We start from the raw sequence: 19,571 nt of genomic DNA on the forward strand, positions 1-19,571 counted from the left end.
TTCCGTGGCGCTCTTGATCCTGATCTCAACGACCATGACCCGCCCGCCCATTTATGGGACAATTCGCCCCGCATGAATCGGAACACCGCCCCGGCCCCGACGCCGGACAAGCTGCACGACCCCCGTCATCCGCCCCTGCCGGAGGCCGGCGCGTGCCTGCGCTGGAGCCGGCTGTTCGGCGACAGCCTGGCGCTGGCGGTTACCGCCGCGGCGCGCGACTACGCCGGTCCGGTGGTGCTGGTCACCCCCGACATGCCGCTGCTGGAACAGCTGCAGGCGCAGCTCGGCTGGTTCAGTGACGGTGCGCTGGACCTGCTCAGTTTCCCGGACTGGGAGACCCTGCCCTACGACGCCTTTTCCCCGCACCAGGACATCATCTCCCAGCGCATCGAGACCCTGTACCGCCTGCCGGCTTTCCGCCAGGGGGTACTGATCCTGCCGGTCTCCACCCTGATGCAGCGGGTCGCCCCGTTGAGCTACATCCAGGGCCGCGGCCTGTCGGTGAAGGTCGGCGAACGGCTGGACGTGGAGGCCATGCGTGGGCGCTTCGAGCAGGCCGGCTACACCTGTGTCGCCCAGGTCATGGAGCACGGCGAGTTCGCGGTGCGCGGTTCGCTGCTGGACATCTATCCCATGGGCAGCGAACTGCCCTTCCGGCTGGACCTGTTCGACGACGAGGTCGAGAGCATCCGCACCTTCGACCCGGACAGCCAGCGCTCGATCGAGAAGGTCGAGGCCATCCACCTGCTGCCGGCGCGCGAGTTCCCCTTCGATCCCGACGCCATCAGCCGCTTCCGCCAGGCCTGGCGCGCGCGCTTCGAGGGCGACCCGCAGCGTAGCGCCGTCTACCGCGATGTCAGCCAGGGCATCAGCCCCAGCGGCATCGAGTACTACCTGCCGCTGTTCTTCGAACAGACCGCCAGCCTGCCGGACTACCTGCCCGACGACTGCCTGTTCCTGCAGCTGCCCGGCTGCGAGGCGGCGGCACAGGACTTCTGGGACCAGCTCCAGACCCGCCACGAGCAGTACCGCCACGACGTCGAGCGCCCGGTGCTGGAACCGGAGCAGCTCTATCTCGGCCTGGATGAGCTGCAGCGGCACTTGGCGGACAGTCGCCGGGTGGAGGTCCTGCGGTTCGATGAAGGCGGGGCGGAGGCGGTCAACTTCGCCACCTGTGGCCTGCCGGACGTCTCGCTCAAACCACGCGCGGCGCAACCGGCCGAACAACTCACGCGTTTTCTCGATCAGCATCCCGGCCGGGTGCTGATCACCGCCGAGTCCGCCGGCCGGCGTGAAAACCTCAGCGACATGCTGCGCGACAACGGCCTGCGCCCGCAGGCGGTCGAGGGCTGGCAGGCCTTTCTCGACAGCGACATCGAACTGGGCATCGGCGTGGCTCCGCTGGAACAGGGCCTGCGGCTGGAAGACGGTACGCTCGCCCTGCTCACCGAGACCCAGCTGCTGGGCCGGCGTGCCAGCCAGGTCAGCCGGCGCAAGCCGGCGCGCGATCCCGAGGCCATCATCCGCGACCTCACCGATCTGGCCATCGGCGCGCCGGTGGTACATGAGGATCTGGGCGTGGGCCGCTACCTGGGTCTGCAGAAGCTCACCGCCGGCGGCCTGGAGAACGAGTTCCTGACCCTGGAATACGCCGGCGGCGACAAGCTCTATGTGCCGGTCAACTCGCTGCACCTGATCAGCCGCTACACCGGCAGCTCGCCCGAGGCCGCCCCCCTGCACAAGCTGGGCACCGACCAGTGGGCGAAGGCCAGGCGCAAGGCCGCCGAGAAGGCCCGTGACGTGGCTGCCGAATTGCTCGACATCTATGCCCGCCGCGCCGCCCGCCAGGGCCACAGCTTCGACATCCACAGCGACGAGTACCGCCAGTTCGCCGCTGCCTTTCCGTTCGAGGAAACGCCCGATCAGGAGCAGGCCATCGAGGCGGTGCTGGCCGACATGGCCGCACCGCAGCCGATGGACCGGGTGGTGTGCGGCGACGTCGGCTTCGGCAAGACCGAGGTCGCCATGCGCGCCGCCTTCGTCGCCGCCACCAGTGGCAAGCAGGTCGCTCTGCTGGTACCCACCACTCTGCTGGCCCAGCAGCACTACGAGAACTTCCGCGACCGCATGGCCGACTGGCCCATCCGCATCGAGGCGCTGTCGCGCTTCCGCTCCGGCAAACAGCAGGACACCATCCTGAAGGAACTCAACAGCGGCAAGGTCGATATCGTCATCGGCACCCACAAGCTGCTGCAGGAGAACGTCAAGTTCAAGCAGCTGGGGCTGGTGATCGTCGACGAGGAACACCGCTTCGGCGTGCGCCAGAAGGAACGCCTCAAGGCGCTGCGCGCCGAGGTGGACATGCTCACCCTGACCGCCACGCCGATTCCACGCACCCTGAACATGTCCCTGGCGGGGCTGCGCGATCTGTCCATCATCGCCACCCCGCCGGCCCAGCGACTGGCGGTGAAGACCTTCGTCGGCGAGTGGAACGACCAGACCCTGCGCGAGGCCTGCCTGCGCGAAATCAAGCGCGGCGGCCAGGTGTATTTTCTGCACAACCAGGTGGATACCATCGACAAGCTTGCCCGTGAACTGAGTGAACTGGTGCCCGAGGCCAGCATCGCCATCGGCCACGGCCAGATGCGCGAACGCGACCTGGAGCAGGTGATGCTGGATTTCTATCACCGGCGCTTCAACCTGCTGGTGTGCACCACCATCATCGAAAGCGGCATCGACGTGCCCACCGCCAATACCATCATCATCAACCGGGCCGACAAGCTGGGCCTGGCGCAGCTGCACCAGCTGCGCGGGCGCGTCGGCCGCTCGCACCACAGGGCCTATGCCTACCTGGTCACGCCGCCGACGCGATCCATGACCGCCGACGCGGTCAAGCGCCTGGAGGCCATTTCGGCACTGGAGGAACTGGGCGCGGGCTTCTCGCTCTCCACCCACGACCTGGAGATCCGCGGCGCCGGCGAGCTGCTGGGCGATGAGCAGAGCGGCCAGATCCAAGAGATCGGCTTCAGCCTCTACACCGAGCTGCTGGAACGCGCCGTGGAAAGCCTCAAGGCCGGCAAGGAACCGCAGCTGGAACGGCCGCTGGAGCATGGGGCGGAGATCGACCTCCGCATCCCCGCCCTGATCCCGGACGACTATGTCCCGGACGTACACGGCCGCCTGATCCTGTACAAGCGCATCGCCAACTGCCGTACCGAAGACGATCTGCGCGAGCTGCAAGTGGAGCTGATCGACCGATTCGGCCTGCTGCCGCCGCAGGTGAAGAACCTGTTCGCCATCACCCGGCTCAAGCTCAGGGCCCTGCCGCTTGGCATCCGCAAGATCGACGCCGGCGAGACCGCCGGCCGGTTCGAGTTCACCGAACAGCCGCAGGTCGATGCCGCCCGCATCGTGCAACTGGTGCAGGCCGCGCCGCAGAACTACCGCCTGGACGGGGTGGAGAAACTGCGATTCAATCTGGACATGCCCGATGCCGAGACCCGGCTGGAGACCGTCGCCCGGCTGCTGGACGAGATCAGTCCCGAGGCCGCCTGAGGAAAACCATGACACTGCACCGCCTGTTTCTGGCCACCCTTATCCTGCTGATTACCACCGTCGCACCGGCCGCCGACCAGTACGATGTCGAAATCATCGTCTATGCCCATCTGGACCCGGACACGGGCGAGGAATACTGGCCGGCGCTGGAATCCGGCCCCGACCTCGCCTCGGCCTGGTACTTCGACCATACCCCGGCGCTGCAACCGCTGCCGCGCAAGGCCTACCGGCTCGACGCCATCGCCGGCGCCATGGCACGTTCCGCCCAGTATCGCCCTCTGCTGCACTTCGCCTGGCGCCAGCCCGGCTGGGAACGCGATGCCGCCCTGCCGGTGCGCGTCAACATCCCCCTCGGCGCCGATCTGCCGGTCTATCCGGAAAGCCATCCACTGCGCTCATCCGTAACCGTCATGTCACCTTCCGGCCCGGCTTCCGAAACCGGCTTCAGGAGGGAGATGCAGTTGCTGGAAGGAACGCTCACGGTCCACCGCTCGCGCTACCTGCACCTGATGGTGGACCTGATCTACCAGGAGCGCCTGGGACCGTCAGCGGACAGCAGCCCGTATGGGGAGGACGCCGGCATCGTCTACCAGCCGATTCGCATGCAGCAGTCGCGCCGCATGCGCAGCGAGGAGTTGCATTACCTGGATCATCCCCGGCTGGGTGTTATTGCCCGGATCACGCCGGTTGAGGCGGAACCCGAAGCAGAGGCTGAGGCAACCGACCAGGTGGACGCCCCGGCGACGGAGTGAGGGACCGCAGCCAGACCCTGTTGCGCTATCCCCCGCTCAGGGCCTGAAAAATGTAAACGATTTCATCCTCCCGGACACGGTCCGTGAGCGTTCTTCTGTCAATCACTATGGTGTCATTGATACAGAGATTCACGTGTCGTCGCAGCGCCCCATGTTCATCGAGCACATAATCGGTGAAGCCCGGGGCAATCTCGTTGACCGCATTCAATATCTCGGCAACCGAGCCGGCGGGAACCGTGATCGTCCGGTTCTCCAACTGCGGGAAGAACCGGTAAAGATGTCGTGTCATTTCAACGGTAGGCATGCCGCAAAACCAACTTGTCAGCCAAAACGCACCGAATAAACCGGCGGCAGATTGTTACCGAGGCATTGCCATGTTTCACCGCGGTCTTCCGACAGGTAGACATTTCCGGTCGTACTACCGAAACACAGGCAGTCACCCGCTATATCCAGGCCATGCCGGAGGACAATGTCGTAAGCGTTACTCTGCGGCAGGCCATCGTGAAAAGCCTGCCAGGACTGACCGCCATCGGTGGTCCGCGCAACGCACAGGCCACCCTCGATCGCCATACGCTCTGAATCCGCGCGTGCCGGCACCACCCATGCGGTGCGCCCGTCATTGGCATCAACCGCGACAGGGAAACCAAAGTGCACGCCGACTTCCGGCATGCTGACCTTTTTCCAGTTCCGCGCACCATCGTCACTGTAAAAAACACCGCAGTGGTTCTGCTGCCAGAGATGCTCCGGCTGTCCGGGACATCCGGTCACGAAGTGCGGATCGTGGACCCAGTCGGACTCCGGGTCCGGGGAATAATCGTTCGTCATGCCGCGATTACGGCCCACCCAGGTCTGACCGCCATCGGTGGTCTCGAGTACGCCGGCCGTCGAAACCGCAACGTGGATATGATCCTGATCGCGCGGATCGACAATGATGGAATGGATGCCGGGCTCGAACACGCCATAATCAATGCTCGCCGGCGTACCATGCCAGCGGTTCTCACTCCTCGCATCCCCTGCAAACAGATCGCCGCCACGACTTTCGTGGTTCCACAACGGCCGGTTCAGCTCCCAACTGTCACCGCCATCATCGCTGACAAACAGGCCCCCGGGGATCGTACCGGCGTACAGCCGGCCGGGCTGGTCTGCATTGCCGAAGGCAATGTTCCAGATCTTGTACACGGATGCGGCGGCATACTCAGGCTGAGCGCTGGGTGAGTCCGGATCGAAATCCGGGGTGGGCAGGTATTTGACGATGTAGCGTGCGCCCTCAGGATATTTTACGGCTCCCACATCCTCCCAGGTCGCGCCCCGGTCACGCGAACGTGACAGCTTGGGACCCCAGTGGCCATGGTCCAGAGATGCCCATAAGGTACCATTGTGCGGATCACGTACCGCATAACAGACCGGGATGCCAGCGTGGCTGATGGAACGCGGGCGCCAGCGGGAATTTATCCGATCAAAGATTACAGCACCCTTGCGAGTACCGAGCATGATCATGCCGGACATTGATTCGTCCCTATCGCTTATCCTGCCTCAGATTGGATTATGATTTTCCGCGCCTGGCCATACTAAACAACCCGAGCAGCCCGGAGCCGAACAACCATACACCTGCTGGTAGTGGTACCTGTGATACATAAAGCTCAAAATGCGCTTCGCCGGTATCATACGGATTTGACTCGTGGTACGAGAGCACCAGAGGGTTTCCTGTTGACGGGTTTGCCGCGAGGTTCAGCGTCATCTCATATCCGCATTCAACACAGATAGAGGGAAACGGGGTTAAAGAGGCATTACCGTAGCTTATATAGTCCTCTTCGCCAGTGAATCCGGATGTAAGCGTCATACTGCTTACCCCGTCTGCATCAGTAATCAGCGTATCATTGGCACGAAACGGGCTTCCGTCCAGAAGCACATTGCTGTAATCGATGGTTACTGTATAGCTGGCATCGATTTCGACAAACAGAGAACCTGTAAGCGTGCTTCTATCAGTAACCATGACATCGCCGACGCCATCAACCCAGTCTGCATAGTTATATGAATAGTAGGAATTATCGGTAAGCACGTATACCTGAGAAAACACTGATGCCGCAGAAATTCCGGGCAGCATCGAAAGTATAGAAATCAAAAGAATCCTTTTGGAATCCATAATTCAGCTCCTCCGAATATTATTATTTCGTAATCAACAAACCGCTTTTCAGCACAGGACTTACACCAGGCTATTGTAGATTTTTATCAACAGGATGCCAGCTACACTCCGGTAAGTGGCTCCTGTCACTTACGTCTACTCGGCTGCGCCTTGGGAAACACTGCCCCTTCCCACGCAAGGTCACGTCACGACCAGAAGCGGCCGTTCGAAAGATGTTTTCCACCAGCAATTATATCGGGGTAGGTTCACCTGGCCTAGCTACTCACGTTAAATAGATATTTACGGGCGTTAATAGGGCCAGGTCTTGCAATCAAACATTCGTTTATCGTACTGCAAGACCTGACCCCAGTAACCCTGGTCTTGCAATCGAACATTCGTTTATCGTACTGCAAGACCTGACCCCAGTAACCCTAAATATATAACTTTTCATTGCCTTACCTATTTTTTAGAATTCATGCGAGACAATATTCTTTTTAATGTATTCGCTAGAGTTCGCCCATGATCAGGCTGCGTTAGTTTAATTGTCTCTTCCAGCATCGCCTCATAAATTATTTCCATATTTTTTTCTGAGCCGTCTGATGAATGGCACCCAATCGCTAGCAGAACACGCCTAAAATATTCTAACCGTTCTTCTTTTTTACCAGAGAATGGGGTCATTAATATTTTGTCTATTTCCCATCGATCTGCCATCCTATAGCCTGGCCTGTATGCCATTGTGGTAACGGATCTGTCTAATATCTGAAATTTTCTACTATCCCCCTTCCATCTAGGAATAAGGAATCGGCCATTCTTATCCGTAACCGCCACTTCCACGTGGTAGCAACTGTATGGCGTACCCATTACATATCCGCTATAACCTCGCCATGCGGCCCTCACAATTGCGCCCGCTATCGGCTTACCCGAGGTCTCGTCTATAACGACACCATGAATTGGGCCACCCGTCACTTTTGACAAGGCAAAATGCCAAACCAAAACTATCAAGACAATCAACAGCATCATGACAATGACACGTCTTGAATTCAGTCTTGATCTAATCCAGTTTAAATTCATCACATTTCACCGATATACCAGATTCCGTTATCGCCTCTTATCAAGTAGATCGAGCACCCGATTCTTTCATTGTTAATCTCTTTCACTAAATAATACTGCGCAAGCCCATCCAGGACGGAGCCGGCTTCAATCGACTCGATTTCGTCCAACGTCGGCTTGCATGTCCGTTACATGTGAATAGGGTCAACTCTTGCAATCAAACATTCGTTTATCGTATTGCAAGACCTGGCCCTTCCGCCACTGTAGGCTTGCGATGTCTGACGTAAGAGCGGGATCAGCAGTAGCTGCACGATATATTTCATGGTAAATACCTATCTGCTGCGCGCTCAATGGTTTCATTCCGTTCATCGAACGATAGTTCTGGACCTATAGGACGAGACAGAACCTCGGATGCTTCGTAAACGAAAGTTTCCAGCAATCGTTCAGATTCCCTTCCATCGACCAACCCCTTCGCTTCTTCGTAAAGCCTTTTCAATACTTGAACACGCGCCTCTTTCTCAGAACTACCATATTCACCACAATCAAGCATCCCGCCTATATGCAGTAAATATCTAAGCCTTTCTTTACCGTCGCGATCGTCAGGCTCCATATAGTAAAGCCCTTCTTTCTCGTCTTGCCCATAAACGGGGTCAGGTCTTGCAATCAAACATTCGTTTGTCGTATTGCAAGACCTGACCCTTCTCTTTGACCCTTCTCTTCCAGAGCAATCAAAAATTCGTTTGTCGTATTGCAAGACCTGACCCTTCTCTTTGACCCTTCTCTTCCAGAGCAATCAAAAATTCGTTTGTCGTATTGCAAGACCTGACCCTTCTCTTCCTTGTCGATAGCCTTTACGGCTATCCCTGTTTTTTTGTGCACGATAAGCCGCCAACGCCCGCTCATACCGTGGCCGCACAACGACCGGTTTGCACCGCAATGGCGGATATTCGCGCGGGCAAAAGAAATGGTAAGTGTGGGCCGACAATAGTTATTCAGTATTTACTAATTTATATATCGCTAAAGTTCCGCTTTGTGCCGTTTCCAGACCTCTCGCCTCACTCCCCCGGCACCCGTCGCACGTCGTATTACGCGCCTGACTTCCACCACTATTTGCCCAGCCACTGCAGCCGGTACAGGTCGTGCCGGCGGTCACGCAGGTTCTTCACCGTGCCGTTGTTGCGGGCCATGGTCAGAGTCTCGGGGCGGATGTCGGCGATCGCCACTGTTTCCACGTTGGGGGTGGTGTCAGCGGCGATGCCGTCGCGGGCGAAGGGGAAGTCGCAGGGGGTGAGGATGCAGCTCTGGGCGTACTGGATGTCCATGTTGGCGACGTTGGGTAGGTTGCCGACATTGCCGGACATGACCACGTAGAGTTGGTTCTCCACCGCGCGGGCCTGACAGCAATAGCGCACCCGCAGGTAGCTCTGGCGCTCGTCGGTGCAGAAGGGCACGAACAGGATGCGGATGCCCTGGTCGGTGAGGTAGCGCGCCAGTTCCGGGAACTCGGCGTCGTAGCAGATCAGCACGCCGATGGGCCCGCAGTCGGTGTCGATGGCGTGCAGGGTGCTGCCGCCCTCGATGTTCCACCAGTAGACCTCGTTGGGGGTGGGATGGATCTTGGGCTGCTCATGCACGGTGCCATCGCGCAGGAACACGTAGGAGATGTTCTCCACCCGGCCGGACTCGACCCGGGTGGGATGCGAACCGCCGATGATATTGATGTTGTAGCGCAGCGCCATGTCGCGCAGGGCCTCGATCAGGCGCGGCGTGTACTTGGTGAGCGCCTCGATGGACTCGGCCGGCGAGAGCTGCTGGTCCTCGATGGACAGCAGCTGCAGGGTGAACATCTCGGGGAAAACCACGAAGTCGCCGGAGTAGTCGGCTACCACGTCAACGAAATAGGCCACCATCTTCAGGAACTCGTCGAAGGACAGCACCCGGCGCTGCATGTACTGCACCGTGCCCACGCGGATGCTGTCGGGCAGACGGCCGCCGTAGTCCTTGCTGGTGGTGACCTCCTCGTTGGTGGCCACCTTCGGATTCTGCCAGCGGAGGTGGATGCCGTAGCCCATGGACTGATGATCGGCGGTCAGATAGCCCGAAATGATGTCGACGACCTCGAAGCCGTTCCGGAGCTGGAAGGACAGCACCGGGTCACGTGCCTGGCGCTCCCGGATCGCCTCGACATAGGCCTCGACAGAGCCGAACTTCTTGATGCGTTTGGACAGGGTGGGCAGCCGGCCGGCGAAGACGATGCCCTTCAGGCCCAGCCGCTGGCACAGCTTCTTGCGCTCGTTGTACAGGCGCTGGCCGAGCCGGTAACCACGGTAGTCGGGATCGACGCAGACCTCCATGCCGTAGAGCCAGTCGCCCTGCGGGTCGTGGCGCGAGGCATGGCCGTTGCCGGTGATCTCGCCCCAGGTGTGGCGCTTGAGCCCGACCGCCTCCTTGACCCGGAAGGTGGCGCAGTAGCCGACCACCCGGTCGTCGACCAGGATGACGAACTGGCCCTCGGGGAAATGGTTGATCTGGCCGCGTACCGCGCCCTCGGCATAGCCGTGCAGGCCGGTGCCGGCATAGACGCGTTCGGACAGCTCGGCGATGGCCGGCACGTCGCCGAGCCGGGCGTTGCGTACCACCAGTTTACTGGCGGGATCGGAAAGCTCGCGAGTCATGGGTATGCTAAAGCGCCCTCACCTGTTCCAGAACGTCCCGGGCATGGCCCTCGGCACTGACCCCGTACAGGGCCTGACGCACGGTGCCGGCCTGGTCGATGATGAAGGTCGAGCGCACGATGCCCATCTTCTTCTCGCCGCCCTTGTCCTTTTCCTGCCAGACGCCGTATTTTTCGCACACGCTGGCGTCGGGATCGGACAGCAGCTTCACGGTCAGGCCGTACTTGTCACGGAAGGCCGCGTGGCTGCCGCAGTCATCGCGACTGATGCCGAGCACCACGGTGTCGGCGGCGTCGAACTGATCCTGCAGTTCGGTAAAATCCTGCGCCTCGACAGTGCAGCCGGGGGTGTCGTCCTTGGGATAGAAGTAGACCACGACATTCTTCTCTCCCTTGTATCCGGACAGCTGGACCCGTTCGCCGTCGGTTTCCTCCAGGCTGAAATCAGGGGCGGTGTCGCCGGGGTTGAGCATGAATAATCTCCTTTCAGTGAACGGGTCGGGATTGGACACTGGTGACGGCTGTCAGCTCGACTCCAGGCCGCCCGTGAAATATTCCTGCGGCATGCCGTTACCCGTTGCGGTTTCTGGCTCCCGGCCTGCGCCGGGATGACGGTAGCCGCCGGCTGTTGGGTTACGGCGCGGCTGACCCGACCTACATGATAGACATCCGCTTACAGCGATGGAATCACCGCCTCCAGCAGACCGCGCACCTTGGTCATGGCGTTTTTCAGATGCACCTCGATCTCCTCCATGGTGATGTGACCGTCGCCCTCGCCGCGGCCGGCGGCCCAGTTGGCCACCACGGCACAGGAGGCATAGCACATGCCCTTCTCCGCCGCCAGGGCAGCCTCGGGCATGCCGGTCATGCCGACCATGTCGCAGCCGTCGCGCTCAAGCCGGTCGATCTCGGCGGCGGTCTCCAGCCGCGGGCCCTGGGTGGCACCATAGATGCCGCGCTCGATGGCGGTGATGCCTTCGCGGCGCGCGGTCTCGATCAGCTTGCGCCGAAGCTCGACACAGTAGGGATAGGTGAAGTCGATATGGGTGACGGCGCTGTCATCGTCGTCGAAGAAGGTGTTCTCGCGGCCCCAGGTGTAGTCAATGATCTGGTCGGGGAAGGCCAGGGTCGCCGGCACCATACCACGGGTGATTCCACCCACGGCGGCCACCGCGATGATGTCCTCGATGCCGATGTGATGCAGGGCCCAGATGTTGGCGCGGTAATTGACCTTGTGCGGCGGAATGGTGTGGCCGGAGCCGTGACGCGGCAGGAACACCACCTGGGTGCCGCTGATGCGGCCGTGGGTCAACGGCCCTGACGGCTCGCCGTAGGGCGTCTGCAGTACCTCGCGGCGCTCGATCTCCAGGTTCTTGAGCTTGTCCAGCCCGCTGCCGCCGATGATCGCCAGTTTTGCCATTAGTGTTCCTTTATTCGTCCACGGCGTAGATCGCCGGCAGATTGCGGTGATAGCCGTGATAGTCCATGCCACAGCCGAAGACGTAGCGGTCCTCGACTTCCAGCCCGGTGAAATCCGCCTCGACCCCGTCTACACAGCGGTCATGGCGCTTCTGCACCAGCACCGCGCTGTAGACCGCCTCGGCCCCTTCCTGAAGGCAGAAGTCCTTGATCGCTTCCAGAGTCAGCCCCTCGTCCAGGATATCGTCCAGGATCAGCACGGTGCGATCCCTGAGCGGGAAGTTGGGGCGGTTGATCCAGTACAGCTCACCGCCCTTGGTGCGGCCACGGTAGCGGGTGGCGTGGACATAATCCAGCTGCAGGGGAAAGTGCAGCCGGGGCAACAGCTGCCCGGCCAGTACGATGGCCCCGGTCATGACGCTGATTACCAGCGGATTGGCATGCTCCAGCCGCTCGGTGATGGCGGTGGCCATGACATCCAGGCTGTGCTGTACGGTCTCTGCACTGTGTACGCATTCAGCCTGTTCCAGGACGCGGCGGGCTTCGGTGGGGGTGATATCGGTCATTGATAAGGTTTTTTCTGGGTTCCAGGTTGTAAGCCGGAAAGGATGGGAGAGGCGCCGGGCGCTGTAACCCACCGAGTATCGAACCACGATGGGTTGCGCTTCGCTTCACCCATCCTGCGGGTTGTTTATTCCACGAGCCGTTTGATCTGGTCGCCGGCCCGTTTTGCAACATCATACCCTTCCTCGATCGCCTCGGTGGCGCGATGAAACTCCAGCAGCCGGATCTGGGACAGGCGCGGGGTCAGCAGCACGTCCGGCGGGTCACCGGCCATACGCGCACGGGTGATGCGCACCTGCATAATGTAAACGCTTTGCGCCAGCACGTCGACCAGCGACGGCGGCGCGTTTTCCGCCTGCTGGAAATAGCCCTTCCACTGCTCCATGGGCTTATGAAACAGGGTCTGAAACATACCCTGCCAGTCGCCCTGTTTGAACAGTTGCGCCCAGGCCTTCTGCGCCGATTCGTCATCCTCTGTGGGCAGGACCTCGGGGGGATGGTATGTGCGTCGGCTCAGAATATCCGAGTTGAGATCGACCGCAATGATGCGCTCCGCGCCCAGCGCCCGGCACAGGGACACCGGCACCGGGTTGACCAGACCACCGTCGACCAGCCAGCGCCCTTCCCGTTCCACCGGTGTGAACAGGCCCGGCAGTGCGATGGAAGCGCGCATGGCGTCCATCAGCGAGCCGGACTTCAGCCATACCTCCTGGCCGTTGGCCAGCTCGGTCGCCACCGCAGCAAAGGGACGGTCAAGCCTGTCGATCTCGGCGTCCCGCAGCCGGTCGCGGAAGAAATCCATCAGCTTGGTACCCTGGAGCAGACCACCGGTGAAGGTCACGTCCAGATAACGGATGATATCCTGCCAGGTAAGCTGCTCCAGCCATTCACGCAGGGTATCGAGCTGGCCGGCCGCCTCGGCGCCGCCGACGATGGCGCCAATGGAGGTACCACAGATGACATCCACATCGATGCCCTCGTCCTTCAGATACTGGATGACGCCGATGTGCGCCCAGCCGCGCGCCGCGCCGCCGCCCAGCGCCAGACCGATGCGGGGCCGGTGTCCGCTCACTGCCCGCCCGCCGGGACCGGGGCCGGGTCATCGTCGCCGGGTGCATCACGCTCGAGCAGCAGCCGTTCGGGCACATGCAGGGTGCGGGTCGGGTAGGCGATCTCGGCGCCGTGATTGGCAATGATGTCGGCGATCTTCAGCAGGATATCGTGCTTGATGCGGTGGAACTCGGTCCAGACCGTGGTGTGGGTGAAGGTGTAGACCATGAAGTCGATCGAGGAGGCATTGAAGGCGTTGAAGTACACCATCAGGGTCTGGGTCTCATCTATCTCCTCGTGGGACTGCAGCAGCTCACGCACCTCGTCGGTAATGGCATGCATCTTGTCCATGTCGTCATAGCGGATGCCGATGGTTTCAAAGATACGCCGGTGGCTCATGCGCCGCGGATTCTCCACGATGATGCTGGTGAAGACCGAGTTGGGCACGTACAGCGGCCGCTTGTCGAAGGTGCGGATGGTGGTGATGCGCCAGCCGATGTCCTCCACCACGCCCTCGATCTCGCGGTCCGGCGAGCGGATCCAGTCCCCGACATTGAAGGGCCGGTCCAGATAGACCATCATGGCGCCGAAGAAATTGGCCAGCATGCCCTGGGCGGCGAAACCAACCGCGATGCCACCGATGCCGCCGAAGGCCAGCACGCCGGAGATGCTGAAGCCCAGTGTCTGCAACACCACCAGGAAGGAGGTAATGACAACTGTGGCACGCAGCAGCTTGCCGATGGCATCCAGGGTGGTGCGATCATAGGGCTTGTCTTCGATCGCGCGCTGTTGCAGGACGTTATTCTGCACATTGTTGATCAGGCGCAGCAGGAACCAGGCCATGACCGCGATCACGCCCACGTCGCGGATGGGATCCACGGCAGTGAAGATGGGCGAATCCGTCTTGGCGTGGATGATCTCGGCGGCGAAGGCGATGCCCACCACCCAGATCAGGAGCCGGACCGGCTTGCGTGCCGACTCGGCCAGGGCGTCGTCCCAGGTGTTGCGGGTCTTCTGAAAGCGCGCATACAGGCGGTCGAGCAGCTTACCGGCGATGTAGCTCAGCAGCAGCGAAACGAAGACGATGATGAACACCTGGTAGACCCAGGTGTTTTTGGTGCTCCAGGCGTACAGCGGCCGTATGTATTCGATGAAGTTATCCATGCGGATTATGTTATCTCACAGCGTTTCAGATGACCCCGTCATTGCGAGGCGCAATGCGCCGCGGCAATCTCGGAACAGAGGATCATGCGGCCGGAGATTGCCACGCTTCGCTCGCAATGACGAGAAATTAATTGCGTTATTCCAGATCCATATCCAGCAGTGGCTCGCTGTCATAGCCCTGCACCGCGGCCACCGCCTCGCGCCAGCGCGGCGATTGCCTCAATTGTTCAGGCGTGACCGCCTGGCGGCCGTGCAGCCGGATCAGCCGGGCCTGCGAGGCCGGATTCTCGTAGCCCTCCAGTGCCTCGACCACGGCACGTGCCTCCTGCGGCCGGTTGCACACCAGGATCATGTCGCAGCCGGCATTGAGCGCGCTCTGTGCGCGCGCCACCGGATCGCCGGCGCGTTCGGCTGCGGCCATGCTCAGGTCGTCGCTGAAGATCACACCCTCGAAGCGCAGCTGCCGACGCAGGTAGTCCTGCAGCCAGAAGGCCGAGAAGCCGGCCAGGTCGGCGTCGATCCGGGGGTAGAGCACATGGGCGACCATGATCCCGGCCAGGCCCTGATGAATCAAGCGTTCGAACGGCAGCAGATCCTCCAGTTCCAGGTCGGCCAGCTCGCGCTCGTCCACCGGCAGGGCCAGATGCGAATCGGCCTCCACCCCGCCGTGACCGGGATAGTGCTTGCCCACCGCCGCCATGCCGGCACTCTGCATGCCCTTCTGGTAGGCATGGGCCAGTTCGGCCACCGCCTCCGGCCGGCGATGGAAGGCACGGTCGCCGATCACCGAGCTGCGGCGGCGGTCGATGTCCAGCACCGGCGCGAAGCTCAGATCCACGCCCATGGCACGCAGCTCGCTGGCCATCAGCCAGCCGGTGGTCTCGGCCAGAGCCAGGGCACGATTGCGCTCCTCGTCATAGACTCGCCCCAGTTCCGCTACCGGCGGCAGGCGGGTGAAGCCGTCGCGGAAACGCTGCACCCGGCCGCCCTCCTGGTCCACGGCGATCAGCAGGCGCGGATCGCGCAGGCCGTGCAGCTCGTCGATCAGCGCATGCAACTGTGCCGGAGAGGTGTAATTGCGGCTGAACAGGATCACCCCGCCGACCTCGGGCCGGCACAGCAGCTCGCGCTCGGCCGCGCTCGGCTGCGTGCCCTCGATGTCCAGCATGACCGGTCCCAGTGACATGGTGCTTTCCTTCTAAACATCGCAGGTCGGGTTAGCCCGAAGGGCGTAACCCGACGTGCCCGCCGTGAGTGTCGGGTTACGCTGTGCTAACCCGACCTACAAGACTGATCTGGCATCAGGAGATTGCCACGCTACGCTCGCAATGACAGGAATAGCTGGCTTAATCAGAGTTTCCTTAATGCTTACACAAACACTTGGCTGAATCTGCGTCATTCCGTGTATTTCCGTGACCATTATATCAACGCAGCCGCACATCCATGCGGTCGCGCAGCCTGTCCCCCAGCAGGTTCACCGCCAGGACCACCAGCAGCATGGCCAGGCCGGGCACCAGCACCATGTGCGGGGCAACCAGCAGGTAGCGGGTGCCGTCGCGGATCATGCTGCCCCAGGAGGCCGCCGGCGGCTGCACCCCCAGGCCCAGGAACGACAGCCCGGCCTCGGCGATGACGATGGAGGCCACACCGAAGGTCGCCTCCACGATCAGGGGTGCGCTGAGCAGGGGGATCAGGTGCCGCAGAATGATCCGCCGCCGCCGGCTGCCCAGGGCGATGGCCGCGGCCACATGCTCGCGCTGCTTGAGCGACAGCACCTGGGCCCGGGCCAGACGGGCAAAGCCCACCCATCCCACCAGGCTCAGGGCGATGACGACATTGCCGATGCCGGGCCCCAGTATACCGGCAAGCGCGATGGCCAGCAGGATACCGGGAAAGGCCAGGAAGATGTCTATCACATGGACGACCACCCGGTCGACCTTGCCGCCCAGGTAGCCGCTGATACTGCCGATCAGGGTGCCGGCCACGGCCGACAGGCTCACCACCCACAGCGCCACCCAGAAGGAGGTCCGGGCCCCGGCAATCACCCGGTCCAGCAGCGGTCGTCCCAGGTCATCGTAACCCAGCCAGCCGGCCTCCCAGGGCGGCGCCAGGATGAGCTCGAGCCGGATGCGGTCGGGGTCCAGCCCGAGCGCGCCGGCCAGCACGGCCGCGGCCGCCCACAGCAGCAGGATGGCCGCCGGCAGCTTAACCCGCATCGCTCTCTCCCAGCCGGATGCGTGGGTCGATCCAGGCGTAGAGCAGATCGGTCAGCATGTTGACCAGCACATAGCTCAGGCTGATGAGCAGGACGCAGACCTGCACCAGCGGATAGTCGCGGCTCTGGATGGCCTCGATGGTCAATGAACCCAGGCCGGGCCAGCCGAACACCACCTCGGTGATCACCGCCCCGGCCAGCAGGGTGCCGAGCTGCAGCCCCAGCACCGTGATCACCGGCAGCAGCGCGTTGGGCAGGGCGTGGCGGGTCAGCACCTGGCGTGTGGACAGGCCGCGGGCATAGGCGCTGCGGATGAAGTCCTCGCCCAGCACTTCCAGCACACTGCTGCGCACCATGCGCGAGAGCACCGCCGCCAGTGACATGCCCAGGGTCAGCGCCGGCAGGATCAGCGCGCCGGGCGATTCGCGGCCGCTCACCGGCAGCCAGCCCAGCCAGACCGAGAACAGCAGGATGAGCAGCGGCCCCAGCCAGAAATTCGGGATGGACACGCCCAGCAGCGAAAAGGCCATCGCACCCCGGTCCCAGCCGGTATTGCGGCGCACCGCCGCCAGCAGCCCGAGCGGCAGCGCCAGCACCAGGGTGAAGGCCAGCGCGGCCAGCGCCAGTTCCAGGGTGGCGGGGATGCGTTCGGCCAGCAGCTCGACGATCGGCCGCCGGTGATGCAGCGAATGCCCCAGTTCCCCCCTGGCCAGCCCGCCCAGGTACTCGCCCAGCTGCACGCCCAGCGGCCGGTCCAGCCCCAGGTTCTGGCGCAGCGCCTCGCGGTCGGCCGCCGAGGCCGACTCGCCCAGCATCACGTCCACCGGATCACGGGGAATGAGATGGATCAGCAGGAATACCAGCACCACCACGCCCAGCACCACGATGGCGGTGCTGAGCAGGCGGCGGGTCAGTTCAGCGAGCATGTATGTTCATGTGCCTCATAGCACTTCCGAATAATCCGTCATTGCGATGCCCAGACCCGAAGGGTGGGGTACCCATAATGAAACCCGAAGGGGTTCTATGGGGCGCAGCGCCGCGGCAATCTCTCACTGAAGATGGGTTGCGCTTCGCTCCACCCATCCTACCGGATCAGTACCGGCAAGCCCGCCTCCACCCGATCGAACAGTTCCATCAGATCGGCATTGCGCATGCGGATGCAGCCGTGCGAGGCCGGCACCCCCATGGGCTCGCTGTCCGGACAGCCGTGGATGTAGATGTAGCGGCGCAGGGTGTCGACCGCGCCGCCGCGGTTGCGGCCGGACTCCAGGCCGGTCAGCCACAGGATGCGGGTCAGGATCCAGTCCCGCCCCGGTGCGCCCGCCGCCAGTGCCGCGCTGTAGATCTCGCCGGTCGGCCGCCGGCCCACGAAGACGGTGTTGAGCGGGCAGCTGGCGCCGATGCGGATGCGGATACGGTGCCAGCCGCGCGGGGTGCAGCCGCTGCCGTCGCGCTCGCCGGGTCCGGCCACGCCGGTCGACACCGGATATTCCAGCCGGACCTCGTCCTGTTCGATCAGCTGCAGGCGCTGGTCGGCCAGTCTGATCAGCAGGTAGCGCTGCGGTATCGTCTCTGTCATCTGCGCTGCACCTCGAGCAGGCCGTCGTAATTACCGTGCAGGTTCAGGCGGTAGCCCCGGATATCCTCGCGCGCGACATAGACGTGATCCTCGTACCACAGGGGCACATAGGGAAGTGTGTCCAGCAGCCGCGCCTGGATGCGCCGATAATACGTGACCTGTGCGGCCTGTGTCTGCGCCGCCTCGGCGGCCTCGATCCAGGCATCGGTCTGCGCGTCCCGGTATAGCGGCCGCGGTTGGCGCCGCCGGGCGGACGAGGCGCTTGTGGAACACCGGGCGGAAAGATGTCGGGTGTCCTGATGCCACGACCCACATCAGGCCTGTAGAGCGGAAGCGTCCGGCCTTGATGTAGCTCCGTACTCGTAGAAGGGCCCAGTCGTACGCTCAAGCAGGCGCAGCCGGATATTTTTGCCGACGCGGGCCAGGCTGATCTGGAACACGGTGGCGATGCGCAGCCGCAGCGGGTCGCTGGAGGTCTTGTAGGAAAGTTCCAGCGGCCGTTCCGGACCGTAGCCCAGCTCGGCCAGCAGCCGCCGGGCCGCCTCGGATCATGTGCGATACCCGGGCCAGTTCGGATTTGACCCGCCCCGTGTCCGGCGGCAAGCAGCGCTCCCGGCCGGGCCGCGCGCGAGGCCAGCAGGTGGTCGATGGATGGCCCGGCGGTCGATTGCGTGGGCGATGGCCCGGCCGCAGGCGCGGCTCGCCGGTGAGTGAATCCTCGAGATGAATTCCGATATAATGAAATTCGATCCGCGAGGACGTTCGACCCGATGCCCCCGCGCGCCTTCCAGTGCGATCAGCTCGGCCGGCCAGTCGTCTGGATGAGGTCCAGCGCGCAGCGCTGCAGCGTGAGCACCCGCACCGTCGGATCCTTCCACCGGCTGATGCTGAGCTGCTGTTCCGTCGACGCCGTCGCAGCCCAGACGGCCGTCGGGCGACCCGCTGCACCGTTCCAGCGGCCCGCTGCCGACGGGCGGCGCGCTGAAAGTCATGCCATCCTGTCGCCAGCAGGCGGTCCGGCACGATGCCGATGACCAGGTAGCCGCGGAAAAAAAAAAAAACAAGGCGGTCGGGACGGTTGAGATGAAAAGCGACATATCGGTATCCCGGCACTGACACGTCAGATTCAGCGGCGAGCAGGCCCGCGTTTGGGCAGCCGTCCGCCGGGTCGAGCCTGCCGGTAGGTGGCCACCACGTCGGCGGCGGCTCAGCGGCTCGACTTCATGGAAGGACGTGGCGCGCAGGGTCGAGATAAAGCGGCAATGGGGTTCGTTGTCAGGCGCTCCCAGCCGCGCCAGTTCCTGCACCGGCTGCGGGGCGGTCATCGAAGGTCGACCAGGAGCGGTACGCACCGTTGGAACGCGCGCGGACGCCGCGGCCGGTGGCGTGCGCGGAGTCCGGTTGGCGGGACGCCCGGCAATGCTACC

Annotated in this window: 17 protein-coding genes; 2 read left to right on the forward strand and 15 right to left on the reverse strand. The window is 62.6% G+C overall.

Annotation, left to right across the window (positions count from 1 at the left end; all coding sequences use genetic code 11):
• Positions 1-72 precede the first annotated feature (72 nt).
• Entirely contained in the window at positions 73-3,555 is a 3,483-nt protein-coding gene (gene mfd / locus D6C00_RS15115) for a transcription-repair coupling factor (protein WP_125182648.1), read from the forward strand.
• Between the two features lie 8 nt (positions 3,556-3,563).
• Positions 3,564-4,307 (forward strand): CsiV family protein, encoded by a 744-nt coding sequence (locus tag D6C00_RS15120; RefSeq protein ID WP_125182649.1) that lies wholly within the window; start codon positions 3,564-3,566, stop codon positions 4,305-4,307.
• A 25-nt stretch (positions 4,308-4,332) separates the two neighbouring features.
• Here D6C00_RS15120 and D6C00_RS15125 read toward each other — a convergent pair whose 3' ends face one another.
• The 15 genes from D6C00_RS15125 to D6C00_RS15195 form a co-directional block, all read right to left on the reverse strand.
• The gene (locus D6C00_RS15125; protein ID WP_125182650.1) at positions 4,333-4,611 is read right to left on the reverse strand and encodes a ubiquitin family protein; all 279 of its coding nucleotides are present in this window, start codon (positions 4,609-4,611) and stop codon (positions 4,333-4,335) included.
• Positions 4,612-4,628: 17 nt separating this feature from the next.
• The gene (locus D6C00_RS15130) at positions 4,629-5,813 is read right to left on the reverse strand and encodes a WD40/YVTN/BNR-like repeat-containing protein (protein ID WP_125182651.1); all 1,185 of its coding nucleotides are present in this window, start codon (positions 5,811-5,813) and stop codon (positions 4,629-4,631) included.
• Between the two features lie 37 nt (positions 5,814-5,850).
• Complete coding sequence (locus D6C00_RS15135) at positions 5,851-6,450, reverse strand: VPLPA-CTERM sorting domain-containing protein (protein WP_125182652.1); 600 nt, start codon at positions 6,448-6,450, stop codon at positions 5,851-5,853.
• Positions 6,451-6,888: 438 nt separating this feature from the next.
• Positions 6,889-7,140, reverse strand: coding sequence for a hypothetical protein (locus tag D6C00_RS15140; RefSeq protein WP_125182653.1), 252 nt, complete (start codon positions 7,138-7,140; stop codon positions 6,889-6,891).
• Between the two features lie 658 nt (positions 7,141-7,798).
• The gene (locus D6C00_RS15145) at positions 7,799-8,233 is read right to left on the reverse strand and encodes a hypothetical protein (protein ID WP_125182654.1); all 435 of its coding nucleotides are present in this window, start codon (positions 8,231-8,233) and stop codon (positions 7,799-7,801) included.
• 352 nt (positions 8,234-8,585) lie between these two features.
• Entirely contained in the window at positions 8,586-10,154 is a 1,569-nt protein-coding gene (locus D6C00_RS15150) for a bifunctional GNAT family N-acetyltransferase/carbon-nitrogen hydrolase family protein (RefSeq protein ID WP_125182655.1), read from the reverse strand.
• 7 nt (positions 10,155-10,161) lie between these two features.
• The gene (locus tag D6C00_RS15155; RefSeq protein ID WP_125182656.1) at positions 10,162-10,626 is read right to left on the reverse strand and encodes a peroxiredoxin; all 465 of its coding nucleotides are present in this window, start codon (positions 10,624-10,626) and stop codon (positions 10,162-10,164) included.
• Positions 10,627-10,826: 200 nt separating this feature from the next.
• Positions 10,827-11,573: an S-methyl-5'-thioinosine phosphorylase gene (locus D6C00_RS15160; protein ID WP_125182657.1), complete on the reverse strand. Its 747-nt coding sequence runs from the start codon at positions 11,571-11,573 to the stop codon at positions 10,827-10,829.
• A gap of 10 nt (positions 11,574-11,583) precedes the next feature.
• On the reverse strand, positions 11,584-12,138 hold the full coding sequence (locus D6C00_RS15165; protein WP_125182658.1) for a hypoxanthine-guanine phosphoribosyltransferase: 555 nt from the start codon (positions 12,136-12,138) through the stop codon (positions 11,584-11,586).
• Positions 12,139-12,263: 125 nt separating this feature from the next.
• The gene (gene rssA, locus D6C00_RS15170; protein ID WP_125182659.1) at positions 12,264-13,208 is read right to left on the reverse strand and encodes a patatin-like phospholipase RssA; all 945 of its coding nucleotides are present in this window, start codon (positions 13,206-13,208) and stop codon (positions 12,264-12,266) included.
• Entirely contained in the window at positions 13,205-14,350 is a 1,146-nt protein-coding gene (locus tag D6C00_RS15175; protein ID WP_177433232.1) for a mechanosensitive ion channel family protein, read from the reverse strand. The genes rssA and D6C00_RS15175 overlap by 4 nt, the downstream gene beginning before the upstream one ends.
• Positions 14,351-14,486: 136 nt before the next feature.
• Positions 14,487-15,536, reverse strand: a complete 1,050-nt coding sequence (gene nagZ / locus D6C00_RS15180; RefSeq protein ID WP_125182660.1) for a beta-N-acetylhexosaminidase — start codon at positions 15,534-15,536, stop codon at positions 14,487-14,489.
• A gap of 238 nt (positions 15,537-15,774) precedes the next feature.
• A complete protein-coding gene (locus D6C00_RS15185) occupies positions 15,775-16,566 on the reverse strand; it encodes an ABC transporter permease (protein ID WP_125182661.1) in 792 nt (263 codons plus the stop codon).
• Positions 16,556-17,491, reverse strand: a complete 936-nt coding sequence (gene nikB / locus D6C00_RS15190; protein ID WP_125182662.1) for a nickel ABC transporter permease — start codon at positions 17,489-17,491, stop codon at positions 16,556-16,558. Before nikB ends, D6C00_RS15185 begins: the two co-directional genes overlap by 11 nt.
• Before the next feature lie 158 nt (positions 17,492-17,649).
• Positions 17,650-18,144, reverse strand: coding sequence for a L,D-transpeptidase (locus D6C00_RS15195; protein WP_177433233.1), 495 nt, complete (start codon positions 18,142-18,144; stop codon positions 17,650-17,652).
• Positions 18,145-19,571 lie beyond the last annotated feature (1,427 nt).

Source organism: Thiohalobacter thiocyanaticus, from assembly GCF_003932505.1.
In the GTDB taxonomy this organism is placed as follows: Bacteria; Pseudomonadota; Gammaproteobacteria; order Thiohalobacterales; family Thiohalobacteraceae; genus Thiohalobacter; species Thiohalobacter thiocyanaticus.

Coding starts and splice junctions, on each gene's coding strand:
- D6C00_RS15120 (WP_125182649.1), top strand. CDS start 3,564: ATGACACTGCACCGCCTGTTTCTGGCCACCCTTATCCTGCTGATTACC.
- D6C00_RS15150 (WP_125182655.1), bottom strand. CDS start 10,154: ATGACTCGCGAGCTTTCCGATCCCGCCAGTAAACTGGTGGTACGCAAC.
- D6C00_RS15125 (WP_125182650.1), bottom strand. CDS start 4,611: ATGCCTACCGTTGAAATGACACGACATCTTTACCGGTTCTTCCCGCAG.
- D6C00_RS15165 (WP_125182658.1), bottom strand. CDS start 12,138: ATGACCGATATCACCCCCACCGAAGCCCGCCGCGTCCTGGAACAGGCT.
- nagZ (WP_125182660.1), bottom strand. CDS start 15,536: ATGTCACTGGGACCGGTCATGCTGGACATCGAGGGCACGCAGCCGAGC.
- D6C00_RS15160 (WP_125182657.1), bottom strand. CDS start 11,573: ATGGCAAAACTGGCGATCATCGGCGGCAGCGGGCTGGACAAGCTCAAG.
- mfd (WP_125182648.1), top strand. CDS start 73: ATGAATCGGAACACCGCCCCGGCCCCGACGCCGGACAAGCTGCACGAC.
- D6C00_RS15130 (WP_125182651.1), bottom strand. CDS start 5,813: ATGTCCGGCATGATCATGCTCGGTACTCGCAAGGGTGCTGTAATCTTT.
- D6C00_RS15155 (WP_125182656.1), bottom strand. CDS start 10,626: ATGCTCAACCCCGGCGACACCGCCCCTGATTTCAGCCTGGAGGAAACC.
- D6C00_RS15185 (WP_125182661.1), bottom strand. CDS start 16,566: ATGCGGGTTAAGCTGCCGGCGGCCATCCTGCTGCTGTGGGCGGCCGCG.
- nikB (WP_125182662.1), bottom strand. CDS start 17,491: ATGCTCGCTGAACTGACCCGCCGCCTGCTCAGCACCGCCATCGTGGTG.
- D6C00_RS15195 (WP_177433233.1), bottom strand. CDS start 18,144: ATGACAGAGACGATACCGCAGCGCTACCTGCTGATCAGACTGGCCGAC.
- D6C00_RS15140 (WP_125182653.1), bottom strand. CDS start 7,140: ATGGCAGATCGATGGGAAATAGACAAAATATTAATGACCCCATTCTCT.
- D6C00_RS15135 (WP_125182652.1), bottom strand. CDS start 6,450: ATGGATTCCAAAAGGATTCTTTTGATTTCTATACTTTCGATGCTGCCC.
- D6C00_RS15175 (WP_177433232.1), bottom strand. CDS start 14,350: ATGGATAACTTCATCGAATACATACGGCCGCTGTACGCCTGGAGCACC.